Raw genomic sequence first — 20,139 nt, 5'->3', positions numbered from 1 at the left:
CCCTTCGGTGGGTCAGGGGACGTTGACGAACGCGAGGGTCGCCTCGCCGTCGCACCGGCCGCCGTGGACGTCCTGGTAGCGGAACACGGTCTGGGCGTGGAGGAAGGGGCTGCCGCCGCCGGGGGTGCGCCGGGTCACGGAGCGGAACTCCATCTCCCCGGTGAAGGAACGGGGGTTGACGGGTCGCCGGAAGTTCGACGCGAAGCGGGCGATGAGAATGTCCGGGAGTTGGTGGCGCCAGAAGTCGTCGAGGGTCCAGGTCTCGAACCCGGTCAGCAGTCCCTCTTTCACGGACTTGGCGACCAGGTAGTACATCATCTGGTTGTAGGCGATGTTGACCTCGACCGAGTTCAGATGGCCGGTGTCGTCGATGTAGCAGGACTCCGGGATCGCGAACGCGCAGCGTGCGCCGGAGAGTCCGGCGCCGGCCGTGACCTCGGCGGACTTCAGGTACTTGCAGTGCTGCTTGTAGGGAACCAGGACCCGGGCCAGGAGTTCCCCGTCGGTGGGGTACGACTGCTGCGGCGGGGCGTCGGCGCGGTGAGTGGCGGGCGCGGTCACGCGGCCCGCATCCCGTCGTACAGCTTGCGCTCGTCGTGGACGGTGACCCGGTAGGAGACGGTGGGCTCCGGGGTGGTGGTGTGGCGGGCCCGGTGGATGAGGCTGCGGTTGTCCCAGACCAGCAGGTCGCCCTTCTCGAAGCTCTGCAGGTGGATGTTGCGGTGCTCGAAGGTGTCGTCGAGCTGGCCGGTGGCCTCGAAGAGGCGCTTGAGCAGTTCCTCGTCGAGCGGTTCGCCGTCCTGGTTCTCGATGCCGACGGTGAAGCCCTCGCTGAGGTAGAGGACCGTCTCGCCGGTCATCGGGTGGGTGATGGTGGTGGGCTGGACGACCGGCGGGGTCTTCGTCTCGACCTCCTCGATGATCTCGGAGATGGGCCGGTAGACGTCGTGCGGGCGGATCTTGAAGTACTTCCGCACGGAGTGCCGGCAGTGCGTTCCGGCGACCTCCTTCTTCAGTTCCTCGGGCAGCCGCTCGTACGCCGTGCCCATGTCGATGAAGTAGGTGCCGCGGTTCTTCTCCGGGACGACCCGCGGGTAGATCAGGGTGATGCCGAAGGGGTCGGGCATGAACTGGTAGTCGGCGTGCCAGAACTTTCCGGTCTTCGGCACACCTATCTGCTTGCCGTTCTCCGGCACGTTGGAGGAGACGAAGACCTCCGGGACCTCCGGGTGCTTGTACATGGGCTCGTAGTAGGTCTCGGGGCGGCCGAGGCGCTTGCCGAGGGCGAGGAATTCCTGCGGGGAGAGGTCCTGTCCCTTCAGGACGGCGATCTTCTTGGTGTAGAGGGTCTGCTTGAGGGTCTGGATGTCCGTGTCGGAGGCCGTGGTGTGGTCGAAGTCCTCGACGGTGACGCCGAGCGCGGCGCCGGGCTGGTCCTTGATCTGCATCGCTGCCGGTCCTTTCGTGGGGTCAGACGGTGGTGGTGCGGCGGGAGTCGACGAGATCGGCCATCCCGCCGAGGGTGAGGTCGGGCTGGAGTTCGTCGTCGCCGACGGTGACGCCGAGGTCGCGTGCGATGCGGATGCTGATCTCGACCGTGGTCAGGGAGTCGATGTCCAGTTCGCCGAGGGTGGCCTCGGGGCGGGTGAGGCCGGCGGGAAGGTCGTGCAGTTTCGCGATGATGTCGGCGATCTGCTCGTAGGTCGTCATGGTGTGGTCCGTTCCGGTTACAGGTGCGGGGCGAGCTCGGGCCAGGTCAGCAGGCAGGAGCCCCAGGTGAGGCCGCCGCCGAAGGCGGTGAGCAGGAGTCGTTCGCCGGCGCGGATCCGCTGCCGGGCCACGGCGTCGGCCAGGGCGAGCGGGATGGAGGCGGCTCCGGTGTTGCCGACGGCGTCGATGTTGGCCACGCAGCGCTCCCGTGGCAGGTCCAGGTCGTCCGCGACGGAGTGCAGGATGCGCAGGTTGGCCTGGTGGGGCACGAAGTGGTCGACGTCGTCGGTCTTCCAGCCGGCCTCGGACAGCGCGGTCCGCGCCGAGGCGGCCATGCGGGTCACCGCGTGCCGGTAGACCTCCTTGCCGCGCATCGCGAAGTGCCGTTCGGCGTGGGTGGGTTCACCGCCGGTGGCACGCTGACGGGAGCCGCCGGCAGCGACCGTGATCAGCTCCTCGTGGGCGCCGTCGCTGCCGAGGTCGAAGTGGCCGACCGCGCCGGGCTCGTCGGCGTGTCCCGCACGCAGCACGACCGCTCCGGCGCCGTCCCCGAAGATGATCGCGTTGGTCCGGTCCAGCGGGTCGACGATGGTGGAGTAGGTGTCCGCGCCGATCAGCAGGACGCGGCGGGCGACACCGGAGGCGATCAGCCCGGCGGCGGTGGCGAGGCCGTACACGAACCCGGTGCACACCGCGCCGACGTCGAAGGCCGCGGCTCCCGCCAGGCCGAGGCGGGTGGCGACCACGGGCGCGGTGGCGGGGCAGGGGCGGTCCGGGGTGGTCGTGGTGACGATCACCGCGTCGACGGAGTCGGTGCCGGCCGAGCGCAGCGCGAGCCGGCCCGCTGCGACGGCGAGGTCGGAGGTGGCCTGACCGGGCTCGGCGACGTGCCGTCGGCGGATCCCGGTGCGGGTGCGGATCCAGGCGTCGTCGGTGTCCAGCCGTTCGGCGAGTTCGTCGTTGGTGACCACGCGGGGCGGCACCCAGCCGGCCAGTCCGCACAGGACGGCCGCCGGAACCGGCGGGCTGAGGGTGTTGCTGGGCACAGCTGTTCTCCTCGTGGGGTGAGAACTTCTGGAAGGAGAGGCGTCCTACGCGGCGGCGGTCGCGGTTCTGCGCAGGGCCAGGGTGAGCAGTACGCCGCAGCCGAGCCCGGCCGCGATCGCGAACACGGCGGCCCGGATCCCGGTCAGCAGGGCGTCGTCCGGCGGACCCTGGCCGACGCCCCCGGACAGGGCGACCAGCAGAGCGAGGCCGACCGCACCACCCACCTGGAGGGTGGTGGAGGCCATGCCGGAGGCGACGCCCTGGTCCTCGGCGGCCACCCCGGAGGCGGCGACGATCCACATGCCGGTCCAGGCGGCGCCCTGCCCGAGACCCAGCAGCACGATCCCGGGCAGCAGCAGGGAGTACGAGCCGTCCGCGGTGAGCGCGAGACCGAGGGCACCGGCTCCCGCCGCGCCCAGCACCATGCCACCGACCAGCATGCGGCGCACCCCGACCCGGGCGACCGCCCGTTCACCGGCCTGGGTGCCCAGGGCGGTCACGACGGCGGGGACCAGGAACGCCAGTCCGGTCGCGAACGCGCTGTAGCCACGCACGTTCTGGAAGTAGAGGGTCATGAAATAGGGCAGCGAGCTGAAGGTGGCGCTGTAGAGGGCGGTGACCGCCATCGCGGCGATCAGCCCTCGGTGGGCGAACAGCCGCGCCGGCACCAGCGGGTCGCGCGAGCGGGTCTCGACGACCGCGAAGACGGTCAGCAGGGTGACCGCTACTACGGCGCTGAGCAGGGCGGACGGGCTGCCCCAGCCCGCCTCCGGGGCGTGTATCAGCACAAACACCAGGAGCGTGATCCCGCCGGTGGCGGCCAGGCCCCCGGTGACGTCGAACCGCCGGGTGCCGCCGCGCGGACCGTCCGCGGGGAACAGCCGCAGGCCCGCCCAGGCCAGGGCCGCCGCCACAGGCACGTTGACGAAGAACACCGACGGCCAGCCGAACGCCTCGACGAGCACCCCGCCCAGCAGCGATCCGAAACACAGGCCCCCGGCCCCCGCTGCGCCCCACACCGCCAGGGCCCGGTTCCGGGCGGGCCCCTCCTCGTAGATGGTGGTGATCAGGGCGAGGGTGGCGGGGAACAGCAGCGAGCCGCCGATGCCCTGCACCGCGCGGACGGCGACCAGGACCCCCGCCGACTGGGACAGCCCGCCGACCAGCGAGGACCCCGCGTACACGAGCGCCGCGGCGACGAAGGTCCGGCGCCGGCCCAGCAGATCGGCCGTCCGGCCGCCCAGCAGGAGGAAGCCGCCCGTCGTCACGACGTAGGCGCTCACCACCCACTGAAGGTCGTGCGGGGAGAAGCCGAGACCGGTGCCTATGTCTGGAAGGGCGACATAGACGATGTTGTAGTCGAGCGCGATGACCAGCTGGGCCAGCGCCAGAACGAGAAGAGACAGTCGTGCCCGCACCGGTCAGCCGTCCCCCATGAGGCGCCTGATCTCCGTGATGAGCGCGGTGAGCGCCCGACGTTCCGGAATGGTCGTCTCCGGGTGCCAGAGGTCCATGAGCAGGCAGGTACGCGGGCGGTCGCCGTCGTTTCGCGCCTCGTGCTCGAAGGAGTAGTCGAAGAGCAGGCACTTTCCCTCCGCCCAGGAACGGGTTTCACCCGCCACCGTGATACTGCATCCGTCCGGAATGTCCACGGCGAGATGCAGATTGATGCTGAAATTCCACAGGTCGCAATGCGGAGCGATGGCCGCACCCGGCAGCAGGGTGGAGAAATGACATTCCAGGAGAGGGCATATCTTGTCCGTCTCGACGGCGAACTCCTCGAGCGCCTGGTACGCCGCGGGTACGGTCCCGGCCGATTCCTCGACCAGAGTCCCCGCCCGGTACAGATAGAGGGCCTGCCAGTCCTCCTGGCGGGTCAGATAGTGCTCGTAGTCCGAGAACGCCTCCCGACGCCCCGCCCAGGCCGCGGTCAGCTCCCGCTTGATCGCCGGGTGCGCGGTTTCGAAAGCCTCGACGACCGGGGTCAGTTCGGGATGGCCGTGGGGATCGTGCCAGGGGGTCGGCGACAGTCCCGGCAGGATCCATTTGGCCCCCTTCTGGAGCGGGTGCCGCGGGTCCCCTCCCCCGGGCTCCAGCATCCGTTCCACACGCCTGATGGAGTCCGCGCCGTACTCGCCTCTGATCGCCGCGAAAACGTTCTCTATCTCGGGTGTCATGCAGGCTCCTCCTGGCCGCTACCGCCGTGGCCGGCTGCCGAGTCGGTGTCGCAGTAGTAGTCGGGTGAAGAAGCCGGGGAGTTCCCGAGAGGTTTTCTCAACTCCTCAGCGTGCCAAGGGAGTTGAGGCTGCGCAGTGGGCGGTCCGACTGCGGTACCGGACGACGGGATCGCGTGCTGTTGGCTCCCACATCCCAGTAGTCGCCCGCCCGTGCCGTCGAGTTCCCGGCGGCACAGCCCCTTTGCGAGGACCGCGCCGCCGGGACCGCCGACACCGGCGCTGCCGCACAGGACGGCGCACCCGTCAGGCCGCCAGCGTGTTCGGCGCGTCGGCCTCCTGAAGCAGCCGTTCGAGGGTGGCGCGGGCGCGGGACACCCGGGAGCGGACCGTGCCGACGGGACAGCCGACGAAGCCCGCTGCCTCCTCGTACGACAGCCCGACCACCTGGGTCAGCACGAACGCCGTACGGCGCTCTCGGGGCAGGGTCTCCAGGAGGTCCAGCAGGGCGACACCGTCGTCGAAGCCGGGCAGGCCGCACGGCTGGGTGCGCTCCACCGCCGTCTGCCAGTCGACGGCGTCCGCGATCCGGGGGCGGACCGCGGCGCAGCGCAGGCTGTCGGCGACCGCGCGACGGGCGATCGACAGCAGCCAGGTACGGGCCGAGGCACGGCCTTCGTAGCGGTGCAGGCTGCCGAACGCCCGCGCGAAAGTGTCTTGAGTCAGATCGTGAGCAGTCTGCGGATCGCCGCTGAGACGGGCGACATAGCGCAACACGTCGCCATGCAGGGCACGGGCGAAGTGTTCGGCCGCGTCGGGGTCTCCACCGCGGGCGGCCAGCGCCCAGGCGGTTGCCGACGCGTCCGCGGAGGCGCGATCCGCTCTGGGCACGGGCAGGACAGAGATCATCACGTGATGTCCTTCTCGGGTCTTCCGGGGCCGGGCCCGCACGGGGGCACGGCTCACCGGCACATGGGGTGCGTCCGTACGCGAGAGGTACGGCGATGCCCGGAGCCCGTCATGAACTGACCGCTCGCGGCGGCGCGTGGACGCGCCGAGGCGAGGAGCCCGCCGCCGGACCTGCGCGCGAGAGCGCCGCAGGGCGAACGGCGACATGGGCCCCGGTGGATCCGGCTGTCTCAGACGACAGCGGCACCCACGGGCGGCCCCCGGAAGGTGAGGGAACAGCACAGAAGCAGCCGCACCGGAGCCGGACAGGCGGCATCACGACACCTGCGCACGGACGGGCGACGGAACGGCGTGGGCAGGGCCAGCAGCAGCCGCAGGGGCGCCGCCAGCCAGGCCGCCGCCGCCCGCAGGACGCGGAAGACGGCCCGCTCGCCGTGGGCCAGCCACAGCCCGCACAGGGCCGCGGCAAGCAGGTGTGCGGCGAACATCCCGGCCGAGGCGGCACCGCTCATGTCGGCCATGTCGTGCATGCCGGCCATGTGGTCGAGGCCACCCATGCCGTGCATCGTGTGCGCGGTGGACCCCATGTCCATCCCGCCCATGGAACCCATGTCCATGGTGCTCGTACTCATCGAGGCACCGGTGTGGGGCAGGGCGGCGGGGTCCGACACCGACGCGGACGCGCGCGTCTGCGCCAGGGAGAAGGTCTCGTGGAGCGCCGCCTGCGCGGCGGTCACGACCGCGACGATCAGTGTGCGACCGCGCTCCCGGCCGGCCAGCAGCCAGCCGGCCGCACCGGTCCCGGCCGCACCCGCGGCCATGGCCCACCAGGGAACAGGGGTCCCCGACATGGTCGCGTGACCGAGGGCGGCGAGCAGCACGCAGGCGGCGGCGAACACGCCGGCCCGCACGGTGCGGCACCACCCTCGGACAGTCATAGCCCGCCCATCCTCGCACCCGGCGTCCGGTCGTCATCAAGGGGTACGCATGAGCCCCCGCTCCCCGACCCGCCTTCAGAGAGGTGACACAACTCACAACGGACGCACGGGAACTCGGGGACCACGGGAAACGACTACTGCAACGACACCGAACCGGGCCGCACCACAACGGCCAGCACCTTCACCCGGCCGCTGCGCCGGAACTCCAGGGTGAACGGCACGAGATCACCCGAACGCCACTCGTCCGAGGGCACAGGAACCGTCAGGTCGACCCCGCTCGGCGACATCGCGAGGCTGCCGCCCGCCGCGACGGAGACGGAGTCGATCACGGACCGGTAGGCCGCGTTCCCCTGCTTCATACGGTGCCGGGAGAGCGTCACCTCGCCCGGGACGTCACGCGCCGTGACCCGGAGGAGTGTGTCGGGCGAGCCGCCCTCGTTGGCGATGCTGAAGAACGCCGCCGTCTCCGGGACTCCGGCGGACGGCAGCAGCACGCGCCCGTCCGTGACTCCAATGCGCGCCGGACTGCCGGCCCGGCCCGTGCCGACCCAGGTGGTCAGTCCCGCCAGCGCCACGCTGCACGCGGCGACGGGCACCAGGGCGGCGAGCGCACCGTCCCGCAGCCGCCGCCGGTCGAGGCTCCGCAACGCGGGCACCCGGCCCAGGATCCGCCTCATCGGGCACCTGCCTTGCCGGCCCGCGTCCCGGGCCCCCGGCCGCGAGCGGGAGACGGCTGCCAGTTGCGCAGCCGCAGACTGTTGGCCACCACCAGCACGGAACTCACCGACATCGCCGCTGCGGCGAGCATGGGATCGAGCAGGCCGACCATGGCGAGCGGCACGGTGACGGCGTTGTAGCCGAACGCCCACGCCAGGTTGGCCCGGATCGTGCCCAGTGTGCGCCGGGCCAGCAGCACGGCGTCGACGAGCACCTCGATGTCGCCGCGTGCCAGGGTCAGGTCGGCCGCGCCGATGGCGACGTCGGTGCCGCTGCCCATGGCGATGCCGAGGTCGGCGGCGGCGAGCGCGGCGGCGTCGTTCACGCCGTCGCCGACGACGGCGACCCGTGCGCCCTCCTGCTTCAGCTCCCGTACGAGGGCGGCCTTGTCCTCAGGCGTGCAGCGCGCGTGCACCTCGTCGATGCCGAGCGCGTCAGCGACGGCCTCGGCGGGCGCCGAGCGGTCGCCGGTGGCGAGCACCGGGCGGACACCGAGCCGGCGCAGCCGGTCCACGGCCCGGTAGCTGCCGGGGCGCACGATGTCCCCGACAGCGATCAGCGCCTTGGCCCGGCCGTCGACCTGCACCAGAACCGGTGTGTGCGCGGCGTCCTCCGCCGCGGCCAGTGCTTCGGCCAGCACGCGCGGCACCTTGCCGTCCGGCGCGCCCACCTCCACCGCAAGGCCGTCCACACGACCGCTGACTCCGCGGCCCGGCACCGCGACGAAGTCCGTCACGTCCGGCAGCGGTTCGGCTGCCCCTGTGCGGCGCGCGTACGCGGTGATCGCCCGCCCGATCGGATGCTCGGAGCCCTGCTCCACGGCCCCGGCCAGCCGCACCACCGCGTCCTGCCCGAGCCCGCCGGGCACGGCGGTGATGTGGGCCACCGTCATGTGACCGGTGGTCAGTGTGCCGGTCTTGTCCAGGACGACCGTGTCCACGTGCTGAAGAGCCTCCAGTGTCTGCGGCCCGCTCACCAGCACACCCAACTGCGCCCCGCGCCCGGTGGCGGCCATCAGGGCCGTCGGTGTCGCCAGTCCCAGCGCACAGGGGCAGGCCACGACGAGGACGGCCACACAGGCGGTGAGCGCCGCCTGCGGGTCGGCTCCGGCGCCCAGCCAGAACCCGAGGACGGTCACCGCGACGGCCATGACGACGGGTACGAACACCCCGGCGACCGCGTCGGCGAGCCGCTGTGCCCGTGCCTTGCCGGCCTGTGCTTCCGTGACGAGGCGGGTGATCCGGGCCAGCTGGGTGTCCGCGCCGACCGCCGTGGCCCGCACGAGAAGCAGCCCGCCGGCGTTGACGGCCCCGCCGATCAAGGCCGAGCCGGGACCGACCTCCACGGGTTCGCTCTCGCCGGTGACCAGGGACAGGTCCACGGCGGAGCTGCCCTCGGTCACCCGCCCGTCGGTGGCGACCCGCTCACCGGGGCGCACCACGAAAACCTGCCCCACCCGCAACTGCTCGATGGGGATCGACCGCTCGCCGCGCTCGTCCCGTACGGACACCTTCTTGGCCGCCAACTCGGCCAGCGACCGCAGCGCAGCGCCGGTACCGCGCCGGGCCCGCCCCTCCAGGAACCGCCCGGTCAGCACGAACAGCGGGACGCTCACGGCGGCTTCGAGATACAGGTGCGCCATGCCCTCCGACGCGGAGGGCAGCAGGCTGAACGACATCCGCATCCCCGGCTCGCCCGCTCCCCCGAGGAACAGCGCGTACACCGACCAGGAGAACGACGCCACGACCCCGAGCGAGACCAGGGTGTCCATGGTGGCCGTGGAGTGCCGCAGCCCCCGCACCGCCCTGATGTGGAAGGGCCAGGCGCTCCACACCGCCACCGGGGCGGCCAGCACGAAACACAGCCACTGCCAGTTGCGGAACTGCAGCGCCGGCACCATCGACAGCGCCAGGACCGGCACGGCCAGCAGCGCGGTGACCACGAGCCGTTCCCGCTCGCGCCGGGCCTCGGTCCCGGCCTCGTCCGCCTCCTCGGTCCCCTCGTGGTCCTCACGCACGGGCAGAGCGGCCTGGTACCCGGCCTGCTCGACCGCGGTGACGAGGTCCTCGGGTGCGACGCGGGCCGGATGGCTGACCCGCGCGAGCCCCGTGGCCAGGTTGACCGTGGCCGTGACGCCCTCCAGCTTGGCGAGCTTCTTCTCCACCCGCCGGACACAGGCCGCGCAGGTCATCCCGCCCACGGTGATGTCCGTGACCACGAGGCTCGCCGTCGTTTCGGCCGCCATCACTCACCGTTCCCGTGGCTCATCCCCGGCATGTCCTCCATGCCCCCGCCCGTTCCGGGCACGTCGTCCCTGCCGCTCCCACCGCTGCTCCCGGTGCCGTGCAGGCCGGGCGCGACCGGCCCCGCCACCGCTCCGACGGCGTAGGACACCGAGAACACCAGCACGAGCAGGAGCAGGAATCCACAGAGCGCGGGAGGAGGCAGCAGACTGCGGGAGGCCACACCGGCGGGGCGGGGTGGCAGCGGGACATCGGCAACACTCGACCTTCGTGGTCGCATCGAACCGTCCTACAAGCGATGGCAGTTGAAGTCGTACCGCTCCAGTAGTCGATTCGACAGGACGTCGAGTTCCAAGCTCCGACACCACATCAATCATGATGTGTGTCACAGTCCCGGAGAGGGCTCGTTCGCCCCGGACAGCACGGTCATGCCATGACGCGCGACCCACGCCCTGACCGCTCTGCCGCACGGAACAATGTCTTCACACGAGCAGGACGAACATCACCGCCATGCCCAGCGCCATCGCGGCATGGCACCCGAGTGCCAGGGCGCCGCCGGCCCCTCCGCCCGGCAACGCGGCTCCCTCCGTCGGCCGGGTGGCCGGGTCCAGGGATCGCGCCCGGTCGAGGGCACGGGCCAGCCAGGCCACCCCCATCACCGCCAGGACGGCGGCGAGCAGTCCCGCCACGAGCCTTGGTCCCGTGCCGGACAGACTCATGGCAGCGAGCCCCGAGGCGCCGGACATGTGCATGTCGTGCATGCCGCCCCCGCCCGCGTGACCCGCCATCGCACCGGAGGAGTCCATCGCCGCGACCATCCAGGCCATGGCCCCCATCATCACGACATGCGGCCACGCGGCGAGCACCGCTCCGCTCCGGGAGCGGTCGCCGGCACGGAAAGGAGCGGCGGCCCCGAACCACAGTGCTCCCGCCGAGAACAGCACCACCTGGGGCGCGGCCGACAGGTCCATGCCCCACGGCCAGGCCATCGCCGCCATCAGCACGCCCATCGCCGCGTGCAGCGCGTGGTCCACCCGTTCGGCGGCCCGTGCTCCGGGCAGGACGGCCCGCCACACCCCGTAGCCGACGGGTACGGCGAACAGCAGGGTCAGGATCCAGCGCAGTCCGGTCGCGGCGATCACGCGATCGCCCCCGCCCTGCGCCGCCGTACCGCTCCGACGGCCATGTCCACCAGGACGAACAGGAGCAGCGGCAGGCCGAAGAACGGCACGTAGTAGCCGATGACCGCGGCCAGCACCACGATCGGCGCGAGCACTCGGCCGGGCACCCGGCGCCAGGCCCCGCGCGCGGGAGCGCGGCCGACGGCGAAGCCTTCCGCGCGGGTCGGCCGGCGCAGCCACCACATGCGGTAGCCCCACAGGGTCATCGCGATCACGGCGATGGCGAGCAGCGCCAGGACGATCTGGTTGGCGAGGCCGAACAGCAGCCCCATGTGGGCGTCGATGCCCCAGGAGGTCATCTTGGCGAGCAGCGGGAAGTCGTCGAAGTTGAGCTTCTGTGTCACCTTGCCGGTGGCCGGGTCGACCGCGACGGAGTCCTGCTGCTCGGGCCAGCTGCGGGTGTTCTCCTTCACGACGTACGCGGAGTCCGCGTCGGCGGGCGGGGTGATGACGAGTACGCCGACCAGGCCGGCGTCGTGGGCCGAGGCGATGACCGCGTCGATCCCGACGTCCTTCTTCGCACTTCCGGCGCCTCCGCCTGAGCCCCCGGTGGCGGTCAGAGCCGTGGAGACCGCGGGGGTGCTGCCGCCCAGGGCGTCCTGGATCTTCCCGATACTGGCGCCCGCGTGGGCGGACCAGGTCAGACCGGTCGCGGACAGGGCGAGCAGGCCGACGGCGGCCCATACGCCTACCGCGCCGTGCCAGGACAGCGTGCGTTTACGGCTCTTGGCACCGCCGCGCGGCAGCAGCAGGCGGCGCAGCCGCTGGCGGTTGCGCGGGGTGCCGGCCCACAGGGCGAGACCTCCGAGCACCTCCACCCACAGCCAACTCGCGGCGATCTCGCTGTAGTTGCGGCCGACGTCACCCAGGTGCAGGTTGCGGTGCAGATCGTCGAGCCACGCCCGGGCCGGCAGCCACTGGCCGAACGTCTTCAGCTCCCCGAGCACCTTGCTGTCGTACGGGTCGACGAACGCGGTGAGCGTGTAGCCCTCGGGCAGGTCGTCCTTGCTGAAGGTGACACGGGTGGAATCGGTGGGCCCGGCCCCCTTCGTGACGGACAGCAGGGTGCCGTCGGGCACCGCTCGCTTCGCCGCGGCCACCTGATCGGCGAGCGGCTCGGCCGTTCCGCGCGGAGTCACCTTCAGCTCGTGGTCGTACAGCATCGACTCGACCTGCGGTGTGACGGTGTAGGCGAGTCCGGTCAGCGCGGCGACGAGGATGAACGGACCGATGAGGATCCCGGCGTAGAAGTGCAGGCGCAGCAGCAGGGGCCGCAGGCCGCTCCACAGGCCCGGCGCGGCGGGGACAGGACCGGGCACCGTCTCGTCGGTCGACTGCGGTGACGGCGGTACGTCCACGTCGGCTTCCGGGCTCATGGCCCGAGTCACCGGCGCGGTCTTCGCGTCCGGCGGTATCCGGCTTTCGGGCATCTCGGACTCTTCTCTCCCCCGGTCCTGTGGTCGACCTGTTCGGCGGTCACAGCACAGGAGTCGGAGCGGAAGCACGGGGAGTTCCCGACGTTCGGTGTGACCGGGGTCACTGGACCGGGGGCGGTGTCCGCGCGCCCGGGAGGCAGTTGCTCGGGGGTGCCGACGCCCGACAGCCGCCGGGCCCAGTCGCAGGAGTCGGGCGGTGCGGCCCGCAGACCGGCGAGGGTGGGGCTGGGGTCATCGCCGATGCACGGCAGATCCGGTGGCTTGGCGGGCACGCGCTGGTGGCCTCGCTGCGCTGAGTTACCGCCCGGCAGGACGCCACGCCCGTCAGGCGCCGGTGCCCGCCTCCGGCACGGTCTTTGACGGGGTGTCGCGCCGCCGGGAGAAATGGCGGGCGCTGGGTACGAGGGCGGCCATGGCCGGTGCGGCGAAGCAGGTCAGCGCGCACGCGGCGAGCACCGGCCCGGTACCGAAGGCACCGATGGCGGGGGCGATCAGGGCGAGGCCGGCCGGGGCGAGACCGTAGGACAGGAGGAAGTCCAGCGAGGAGACCCGGGCGAGCTTGTCGGGGGCCACCTCGCGCTGGGTGGCGGTGAACCACGGCACGTTGAACAGTTCGATGCCGATTCCCGCGACGGCGTAGGCGGCCACCACCACGACCGGATGGACGTGGGTCATGAGGCTGAGCGGGGCGAAGCCGTAGGCGGCCAGACCCGCCAGGGCGGTCCAGCCCTGTGAGCGCGGGCGCCGGCGGGCGATGAGCAACGCTCCGACGAGGGCCCCTGCGGTGTACGCGGTCGTCGCGCCGGCGAGCACCACCTCACTGCCGTACTCGTCGCGGCTGACCAGGGGAAGCGCGACACCGGTGGCGGAGTAGCCGGTGGCTATGACGGCCGTCAGTGCGGCAAGTCCGGCGAGGAACCAGGGGTGTTCGCGGGCCTCGCGTATCCCGTCGGCGAACTCGGTGAGGACTGAGCCCCGCGGGCCCCGCCCGCTGTTCCCGGCGCTCTCCCCCGCCGTGCGCGCACCGGGGCCGGGGATGAGCGCGGCCAGGAGCCACAGCAGGCCGATGCCCATCAGCAGCGCCCCCGTGCCGAGGGACAGGGCGGCCAGTGCGGTCAGCGAGGGCCCCGCGAGGGTGGTGACCCGGACGGCCAGAGTGAGGGCTGCGTTGGCCTGTTGTCTGCGGTCTTCGTCGACCACCTCGGCGGTCAGCGCCTGGTAGGCGGGCCGGCAGGCGCCCTGCCCCGCACCGGCGACGACGGCGGCCACCGCCATGAGCGGGACCGAACGGCCGAGTCCGGCGACCATCAGGGGTGCCGCGGCCGCGGCGGCCAGTCCCGCCCACAGGACGACGCCGCGCCGGCTGTGCCGGTCGGCGAGGACGCCCGCGACGGGCACCGCCGCGAGGAAGCCCAGGGTGCGGGCCGCGAGCAGCACACCGAGGCCGGCCGCGGTGAGCGTGCCGTCGAGCACCGCGAGTCCGAGCACGAACGGCAGCGCCCAGGTGGCCAGACCCGACGCGGTGGCGCCCGTCCACAACCGCAGGAAGCTCACGTCCCGCAGAACGGACCGCCGCGGTGCCGCCGGGGCGGATGTATCCGCCATGGACTGTGGCGTCGGCGGCAGCCGGCGAAACCTTGGGAACGAGCTCACGCCCAGACCTTATTGCCTATAACTTGCAATAACAAAAATCTGCCGAATGCCTCCGGTGCCGGTGGCCGACGGCGCGGCCTCCTTCCAGGCGACTGTCGCGCCGCCCCGCATACCATGGAATGGCTGTGCGGAGCCAGGGAGGTCGGAGAACTCGTGAAATCTTCGATGCGCCGGCGATCAGGTGCTTCGCCAGACGGTGCCGCGCTGCTCGTATTCCATGATGGACTCGACGCCGATGGCGACGGATGCCCCGCACTCGCGGGTGATCAGCCAGAGCGCCAGATCGATTCCGCTGGTGACGCCGCCCGCGGTCACCAGGTTCCCGTCGTCGACGACTCGTGCGTCGATCACCCTGCCTCCTTGGGCGGCGAGATCGGCCTTGGCGAGGTGGTGTGTCGTGCACGGGCGGCCTTTGGTCAGGCCTGCCGCGGACAGCACCATGACTCCTGTGCAGACACCGGCGACGACGACTCCTGCGTCCTGTGCCCGTACGAGGTTCCGTAGGACATCCGGATCATTGATCAGCTGATCGCCGCCGCCCGGCACGATCAGAAGATCCGTGTCGGTGGGCTCCCATGCAGCCGTCACCGTGACCTTGGTGCCGAAGAAACATGTCACCTCGCCAGGAGCTGACGGCCGCACCAGTGTCGTCTCTACCTGGCCGCCCGCCTGCACAGCGTGCCCGAAAACGTCACGCGGCCCGATGAAATCCTGCTCCTCCACTCCGTCGTACATGAGGATCTGGACACGTAGAGGCATCGGCTTTGTCTCCTTGGCTGACGCAGCGCCTGCGGATGCCGCGGCGCCGCAAAGGACTTGACCGAACCGGGCCCACAGTCATGGCCGATGGTGGCAGCAGCTTCATGCGCTCCATCGGCCTGTCTCCTGATCGCCCGCTCGGTCTCCTGTCAAGCCGGCACCGGTCGACAGCGAGGGGCGACGCCGGGGACGGCCTCTGCCGACCGCAAACGTGTCGCCTCACCAACCAGTGGGCTCACCCTAGTAGTCCGCTACGCCAGTCGAATAGTTCCCGTCCGTCCTTGACTCCCGTAACCTCCTGGCCTTCCTGGACGACGGAGCGGAACGGCGCCCGTCAGGCCGCGACCGGTCCGGTGACCTCGTATCCCGCCTCCACGATCGCCGCACGCAAGCGCGCGTCGTCCAGGTCGGTGCCGCCGACGGAGACCGACCCCGCCGTGACATCGACGTCCACCTCGGTGACTCCGGGCACTTCGATGACTTCCTCGGTGATGCTCGCGGCGCAGTGCCCACAACTCATGCCGGTGACGAGGTACTGCTTACGTGCCATGGCGCAACTCCTGGTTTGTTCTGAGGCGTTGGTACACCTCTGTACGCGCGCACCGGCTCAGGTGTTCATCCGGCCCGAATCGGGGCCGCGACCAGATCAGCGTTTCTGCAGAATGCAGAATTCTGCACTAGAATGCAGATATGAGTGTGCTCACCATCCGGGACGTACCCGAAGACCAGGTCCGCGTCCTCAAGACCCGCGCCGCCCGGGCCGGGAAGTCCCTCCAGGCGTATATGCAGGAACTGATCGCCAGGGAGACCACCAAGCCGACCATGACCGAGATGGCTGCACAGCTGGAACGCGAAGCCGCCGCGGAGTACACCACCGATGACGTCCTGACAGCACTCGACGAGGGGCGGCTGGGCCGTTGATCGTCATCGACACGTCGGCACTGGTGATCTTCCTGACCCAGCACGGCGCCACCGGAACCGCCGTCCGCAAGCGCGTCGGCGAAGCTGTCACCGTCTACGCCCCCACACTGATCGACTACGAAATCCAATCGGCACTTCTGGGGATGCAACGCGGCGGCAAGCTCACCGAGAAGCAGGCGACCAAGGCCATGACCGATTTCACAGCGCTGCCCTTGGACAAGCACGACACCCTCGCCCTGTGGGAACGAGTTCGCGCCCTCCACGCCAACCTGAGCGCCTACGACGCACAGTACGTCGCACTCGCCGAATCCCTCGGCGTTCCGCTGATCACCAGCGACGGGCGGATCAGACGCAGTGGCGCGGCCAAATGCGACATCGAGGTCTTCAGCACGAACTGACCCCGACGGCCCCACCCGTCATCACCTCGCAACGTGCCGCGCCTCACCCGCCGCGCGAACAACTCGAGCGCCTCCTGCACCACACCCAGGGACACCTCACGGTCGGCCGATTCAGAGTGGTTGCCAGATCCGGGCCAACGCCGACGTCGTGAGCACCTGATCGGGGTGACCTTGTCCGACGAGGCGACCGTCCTGGAGCAGGAGGCAGACGTCCGCCGCCCGCGCGACCTCAAGGTCATGTGTGGCCTGGACGACCGTCACGCCGTCGGCGACGAGCGCCGTCAGCAGTGCCCCGATCCGCTCCCTCGCCTCCGGGTCCAGGCCCGTGGTCGGCTCGTCGAGAAGCAGCAGGTCCGACTCCTGCGCCAACCCTTGTGCGATGAGGGCGCGTTGACGCTGACCGCCCGACAGCTCTCCCAGCTGGCGTGAGGCGAGCTCGCCGATGCCGAGCCGGTCGAGCGCGGCGTCCACGGTCGCGCGGTCCCGGCGGGTCAGCCGACGCCACGGTCCGCGCTCGCCCCAACGCCCCATCTCCACGGTCTGCCGGACGGTGAGCGGCAGGGTGTCACCGACGGCCCCGCGCTGCGGCACGAACGCGGGTGGCCGCGCTCCGTCGTGGTGCAGTTCGCCGGATGTCGGCTGGATCACACCGGCGAGCACGCCGAGCAGGGTCGACTTGCCGCTGCCGTTCGGGCCGACAAGCACTGTCGTCGCCAACTTCGGTATGTCCGCACCGAGTTGCCGAAGGACGGGCCGCCCTGGATAGCCGGCGCACAGCTCGGTGAAACAGACGCGAGGGGTCCGTTCCCGGTGTGCGGCGGGCGCGGGGTCCGATTTGTTGAACATGGTTTTCATTGTAGTGTCATCGGCATGGAATGGTTGACGGCCCCGTTCGAGGCGACCTTCGTGCAGCGAGCTCTGTGGGGTGGGATGCTCGTGTCCGCGATCTGTGCGCTGGCGGGCACCTGGGTGGTGCTGCGAGGGATGGCCTTCCTCGGCGACGCCATGTCCCACGGCCTGCTGCCGGGAGTCGCACTGGCCGCATTGTTCGGCGGGAACCTGCTGGTGGGCGCGGTGGCCAGCGCCGCTGTCATGACGGCGGGCGTCACCGCGCTCGGCCGGGCGCCGAGGCTGTCCCAGGACACCGGCATCGGGCTCCTCTTCGTCGGCATGCTGTCGCTCGGCGTGATCATCGTGTCGCGCTCGCAGTCCTTCGCCGTGGACCTGACCGGCTTCCTGTTCGGCGACGTCCTCGCCGTCCGGCAGCAGGACCTCCTCCTGCTCGCGGCGGCGCTGTTCGCGGCGCTGGTGGTGTCGGTCCTCGGCCATCGCGCCTTCCTGGCCCTGGCGTTCGACTCCCGCAAGGCTCAGACGCTGGGGCTGCGTCCGCGCCTGGCCCACGCCGTGCTGCTCGGCCTGCTCGGTCTGGCCATTGTGGCCTCGTTCCACATCGTGGGAACGCTCCTCGTCCTCGGCCTGCTCATCGCTCCGCCGGCTGCGGCCCTGCCGTGGGCGCGCAGTGTCCACGGGGTCATGGTGCTCGCCGCGCTCCTCGGCGTCGCCGCCACGTTCGGCGGACTGCTGCTGTCCTGGCATCTGGGCACCGCTGCCGGCGCGACCGTCTCGGCGCTCGCTGTGAGCCTGTTCTTCCTCTCCCACGTGGTGTCCGGTCTCCGTCGTCGCCGTGCGCGCCTCGCTTCCGTTCCCGCTTTTGAAGTCAACTGAAAGAAGTTTGAGGCGATCGTCATGACCGTCCGCAGAAAAATCACGCCATGGGCCCCGGCCGCACTGGTACTCACCGCGTCGCTCGCCACGAGCTGCTCGGCAGAGAAGGACAACGACTCGCGGCCCAGGGCGAGTTCCTCGTCCGCCGCTCCGCACGGGTACGTCGAGGGAGCGCAGGAGGCCGCCGAGCAGCAGTCCCGTCTGCTCCTCAACGACCCCGACAGCGGAAACACCCGGGTTCTCGACCTCATCACCGGCAAGGTGCACCGGACGGCGCAGGTGGAAGGTGCCGAACGGCTGGGCACGGACGGGCGGTTCGGCTACCTCCACTCCTCCGGCGGCACACACGTGCTCGACAGCGGCGCCTGGATGGTGGACCACGGCGACCACGTCCACTACTACAGCGCGGCGATACGCGACGTGGGCGAGCTTCCCGTGGGCCGCGAGGCACAGGTGCGCAGCGACGTCGTCGTGACCGCCGTGACCGACGAGGACGGGCGGACCGTCCTCTACGACCGCGGCAAGCTGGAGAAGGGCGAGATCGCCTCCTCCCGGACGCTGGCGGGCACCTACTCCGGTGCCGTCGTGCCGTACGAGGAGCACCTGCTCGCCTTCGTGGACGAGGGCCGCACCGCGCAGCTCGTCGTGCTCGACCGGAAGGGAGAGCGCGTCGCCTCCCCCGACGTGCAGTGCGAGGGGCCGCGCGGTGACGCCGTCACCCGGCGTGGCGTCGTCCTGGGCTGCGCTGACGGCGCCCTGCTCGTCCGTGAGCAAGGCGGTGCCTTCACCGCCGAGAAGATCTCCTACGACGAGGACGTACCGGCGGCGGAACGGGCCACCAACTTCCGGCAACGCCCCGGCAGCGACACCCTCACCGCACCGGCCGGGCACGACGCCGTGTGGGTCCTGGACGTCACCGGGCGAACGTGGACCCGGGTGGAGACCGGGCCCGTCGTCGCCGCCAACACCGCCGGCGAGGGCTCCCCGCTGCTCGTCCTGGAGGCCGACGGCTCGCTGCACGGCTACGACATCGTCACCGGGAGGCAGCTCGCACGGACCAAGTCACTCCTGACCGGAGAAGTCCGGGTCGGCACCGCCGACAGCACCCCCGTCATCGAGGTCGACCGCAGCCGCGCCTACATCAACGACCCCCACGGCAAGAAGGTGTTCGAGATCGACTACAACGACGACCTGCGCGTCGCGCGCTCCTTCGACCTGGACATCGAGCCGGTCCTCATGGCGGAGACCGGCCGATGAGCCGGGGCGCGGCCAAGCAGCGAGTACGGGTGGGCGTGGCACGGCTGCGCAGTCTGATCGTGGGCCTGCTCGCCCTCGTCACGGCCGCTGCCGCCTCCGCCTGCACCACCGGGGAGGATCCGCCCCGCATCGTCGTCACGACCAACATCCTCGGTGACATCACCCGGCAGATCGTCGGTGACGAAGCCGATGTCACCGTCCTGATGAAGCCCAACGCCGATCCGCACTCCTTCGGCCTGTCGGCGGTGCAGGCCGCCGAGTTGGAGCGCGCCGACCTCGTGGTCCACAACGGCCTGGGGCTGGAGGAGAACGTCCTGCGGCACGTGGCCGCGGCACGCGAGTCCGGCGTCGCCACCTTCGCGGTCGGCGACGCGGTCGACCCGCTCACCTTCCGGACGGCCGACGACGGCGGCCCCACCGCAGAGGAAGGACAACCCGACCCGCACTTCTGGACCGACCCCGACCGGGTCGGCAAGGCCGCCGGCCTGATAGCCGACCAGGTGGTCGAGCACGTCGACGGCGTGGACGCCGGCGCGATACGCGCCAACGCCGACCGCTACGGCGACGAACTCACCGGCCTCACCGCCTGGATGGAGAAGTCCTTCGACCGCATCCCCGAGGACCGGCGCGCCCTGGTGACCAACCACCACGTCTTCGGTTACCTCGCCGACCGCTTCGGATTCCGAGTGATCGGCGCGGTCATCCCCAGCGGCACCACCCTGGCCTCGCCCAGCTCCTCCGACCTGCGGTCGCTCACCGAGGCGATGGAACAGGCCGGTGTACGCACGGTGTTCGCCGACTCCTCCCAGCCGACACGGCTCGCCGAGGTCCTGCGCACGGAACTCGGCGGCCGGGTTCAGGTCGTCGAGCTCTACTCGGAGTCGTTGACCGCCGAGGGCGAGGGCGCCGACACCTACCTGCGGATGATGCGCGCCAACACCACCGCCATGACCGACGGACTGACCGCCGGCACGTCCGGCGACTGACCCCCTGAGCCCTCGACGCACCCCGGCCGACCAGGCCGAAAGCGTCACGTGTCCACTGCCGCCACCGAGCGGCGCGGAAAGGAAA

At 71.1% G+C, this 20,139-nt stretch carries 22 protein-coding genes; 5 read left to right on the top strand and 17 right to left on the bottom strand.

The features are described from left to right. Window positions 1-12 precede the first annotated feature (12 nt). The 16 genes from scoD to CTZ28_RS17065 all read right to left on the bottom strand — a co-directional run bounded on the left by scoD (window position 13) and on the right by CTZ28_RS17065 (window position 15,317). Entirely contained in the window at window positions 13-561 is a 549-nt protein-coding gene (gene scoD / locus CTZ28_RS17140; protein WP_121890277.1) for a (2E)-enoyl-ACP glycyltransferase, read from the bottom strand. Further along, entirely contained in the window at window positions 558-1,448 is an 891-nt protein-coding gene (gene scoE / locus CTZ28_RS17135) for a (3R)-3-[(carboxymethyl)amino]fatty acid oxygenase/decarboxylase (RefSeq protein WP_121890276.1), read from the bottom strand. The genes scoD and scoE overlap by 4 nt, the downstream gene beginning before the upstream one ends. A 22-nt stretch (window positions 1,449-1,470) precedes the next feature. Continuing rightward, window positions 1,471-1,710: an acyl carrier protein gene (locus tag CTZ28_RS17130; RefSeq protein ID WP_121890275.1), complete on the bottom strand. Its 240-nt coding sequence runs from the start codon at window positions 1,708-1,710 to the stop codon at window positions 1,471-1,473. 17 nt (window positions 1,711-1,727) lie between these two features. After that, a complete protein-coding gene (locus CTZ28_RS17125; RefSeq protein ID WP_121890274.1) occupies window positions 1,728-2,756 on the bottom strand; it encodes a beta-ketoacyl-ACP synthase III in 1,029 nt (342 codons plus the stop codon). 45 nt (window positions 2,757-2,801) lie between these two features. Beyond that, complete coding sequence (locus CTZ28_RS17120) at window positions 2,802-4,175, bottom strand: MFS transporter (protein WP_259471666.1); 1,374 nt, start codon at window positions 4,173-4,175, stop codon at window positions 2,802-2,804. Between the two features lie 3 nt (window positions 4,176-4,178). Further along, a complete protein-coding gene (locus CTZ28_RS17115) occupies window positions 4,179-4,934 on the bottom strand; it encodes an aspartyl/asparaginyl beta-hydroxylase domain-containing protein (protein ID WP_121890273.1) in 756 nt (251 codons plus the stop codon). Between the two features lie 303 nt (window positions 4,935-5,237). Continuing rightward, window positions 5,238-5,840 (bottom strand): sigma-70 family RNA polymerase sigma factor, encoded by a 603-nt coding sequence (locus CTZ28_RS17110; RefSeq protein WP_121890272.1) that lies wholly within the window; start codon window positions 5,838-5,840, stop codon window positions 5,238-5,240. A 230-nt stretch (window positions 5,841-6,070) separates the two neighbouring features. After that, complete coding sequence (locus CTZ28_RS17105) at window positions 6,071-6,778, bottom strand: hypothetical protein (RefSeq protein ID WP_121890271.1); 708 nt, start codon at window positions 6,776-6,778, stop codon at window positions 6,071-6,073. A gap of 134 nt (window positions 6,779-6,912) precedes the next feature. Continuing rightward, entirely contained in the window at window positions 6,913-7,455 is a 543-nt protein-coding gene (locus tag CTZ28_RS17100) for a copper chaperone PCu(A)C (RefSeq protein ID WP_121890270.1), read from the bottom strand. Further along, window positions 7,452-9,740 (bottom strand): heavy metal translocating P-type ATPase, encoded by a 2,289-nt coding sequence (locus CTZ28_RS17095; protein ID WP_121890269.1) that lies wholly within the window; start codon window positions 9,738-9,740, stop codon window positions 7,452-7,454. Before CTZ28_RS17095 ends, CTZ28_RS17100 begins: the two co-directional genes overlap by 4 nt. Beyond that, window positions 9,740-10,018, bottom strand: coding sequence for a hypothetical protein (locus tag CTZ28_RS17090; protein WP_121890268.1), 279 nt, complete (start codon window positions 10,016-10,018; stop codon window positions 9,740-9,742). The genes CTZ28_RS17095 and CTZ28_RS17090 overlap by 1 nt, the downstream gene beginning before the upstream one ends. A 202-nt stretch (window positions 10,019-10,220) precedes the next feature. Then, window positions 10,221-10,880: a DUF5134 domain-containing protein gene (locus CTZ28_RS17085; protein WP_121890267.1), complete on the bottom strand. Its 660-nt coding sequence runs from the start codon at window positions 10,878-10,880 to the stop codon at window positions 10,221-10,223. Then, window positions 10,877-12,295: a PepSY-associated TM helix domain-containing protein gene (locus CTZ28_RS17080; RefSeq protein ID WP_398656102.1), complete on the bottom strand. Its 1,419-nt coding sequence runs from the start codon at window positions 12,293-12,295 to the stop codon at window positions 10,877-10,879. Before CTZ28_RS17080 ends, CTZ28_RS17085 begins: the two co-directional genes overlap by 4 nt. Before the next feature lie 384 nt (window positions 12,296-12,679). Next, window positions 12,680-13,960 (bottom strand): MFS transporter, encoded by a 1,281-nt coding sequence (locus CTZ28_RS17075; RefSeq protein ID WP_121890265.1) that lies wholly within the window; start codon window positions 13,958-13,960, stop codon window positions 12,680-12,682. Between the two features lie 225 nt (window positions 13,961-14,185). Then, window positions 14,186-14,767: a DJ-1/PfpI family protein gene (locus CTZ28_RS17070; RefSeq protein ID WP_121890264.1), complete on the bottom strand. Its 582-nt coding sequence runs from the start codon at window positions 14,765-14,767 to the stop codon at window positions 14,186-14,188. 334 nt (window positions 14,768-15,101) lie between these two features. Beyond that, a complete protein-coding gene (locus CTZ28_RS17065) occupies window positions 15,102-15,317 on the bottom strand; it encodes a heavy-metal-associated domain-containing protein (protein ID WP_121890263.1) in 216 nt (71 codons plus the stop codon). 140 nt (window positions 15,318-15,457) lie between these two features. Between CTZ28_RS17065 and CTZ28_RS17060 the strand changes: the two genes are divergently transcribed. Together CTZ28_RS17060 and CTZ28_RS17055 are read left to right on the top strand one after the other, a co-directional pair. Continuing rightward, window positions 15,458-15,688 (top strand): FitA-like ribbon-helix-helix domain-containing protein, encoded by a 231-nt coding sequence (locus tag CTZ28_RS17060; RefSeq protein ID WP_121890262.1) that lies wholly within the window; start codon window positions 15,458-15,460, stop codon window positions 15,686-15,688. Then, window positions 15,685-16,086 carry a type II toxin-antitoxin system VapC family toxin gene (locus CTZ28_RS17055; protein ID WP_121890261.1) on the top strand — a complete coding sequence of 134 codons (402 nt, stop codon included), beginning with the start codon at window positions 15,685-15,687 and terminating at the stop codon, window positions 16,084-16,086. Before CTZ28_RS17060 ends, CTZ28_RS17055 begins: the two co-directional genes overlap by 4 nt. 111 nt (window positions 16,087-16,197) lie before the next feature. On the opposite strand, the gene aztA is transcribed toward CTZ28_RS17055, so the two are convergent. Then, window positions 16,198-16,941 (bottom strand): zinc ABC transporter ATP-binding protein AztA, encoded by a 744-nt coding sequence (gene aztA, locus CTZ28_RS17050; RefSeq protein ID WP_121890260.1) that lies wholly within the window; start codon window positions 16,939-16,941, stop codon window positions 16,198-16,200. A 15-nt stretch (window positions 16,942-16,956) separates the two neighbouring features. On the opposite strand from aztA, the gene aztB reads away from it, so the two are divergent. Genes aztB through aztC form a run of 3 tightly spaced genes read left to right on the top strand, consistent with a single transcriptional unit; the run spans window position 16,957 to window position 20,054 of the window. Then, window positions 16,957-17,811 (top strand): zinc ABC transporter permease AztB, encoded by an 855-nt coding sequence (gene aztB, locus CTZ28_RS17045; protein ID WP_121890259.1) that lies wholly within the window; start codon window positions 16,957-16,959, stop codon window positions 17,809-17,811. A 21-nt stretch (window positions 17,812-17,832) separates the two neighbouring features. Next, a complete protein-coding gene (locus CTZ28_RS17040) occupies window positions 17,833-19,068 on the top strand; it encodes a hypothetical protein (RefSeq protein ID WP_121890258.1) in 1,236 nt (411 codons plus the stop codon). Beyond that, window positions 19,065-20,054, top strand: coding sequence for a zinc ABC transporter substrate-binding protein AztC (aztC, locus tag CTZ28_RS17035; protein ID WP_121890257.1), 990 nt, complete (start codon window positions 19,065-19,067; stop codon window positions 20,052-20,054). The genes CTZ28_RS17040 and aztC overlap by 4 nt, the downstream gene beginning before the upstream one ends. The last annotated feature ends 85 nt before the right edge of the window (window positions 20,055-20,139 follow it).

The organism is Streptomyces shenzhenensis, assembly GCF_003688995.1.
GTDB classification, from domain to species: domain Bacteria; phylum Actinomycetota; class Actinomycetes; order Streptomycetales; family Streptomycetaceae; genus Streptomyces; species Streptomyces shenzhenensis_A.
This window is presented reverse-complemented; position numbering and strand designations above follow the sequence as displayed.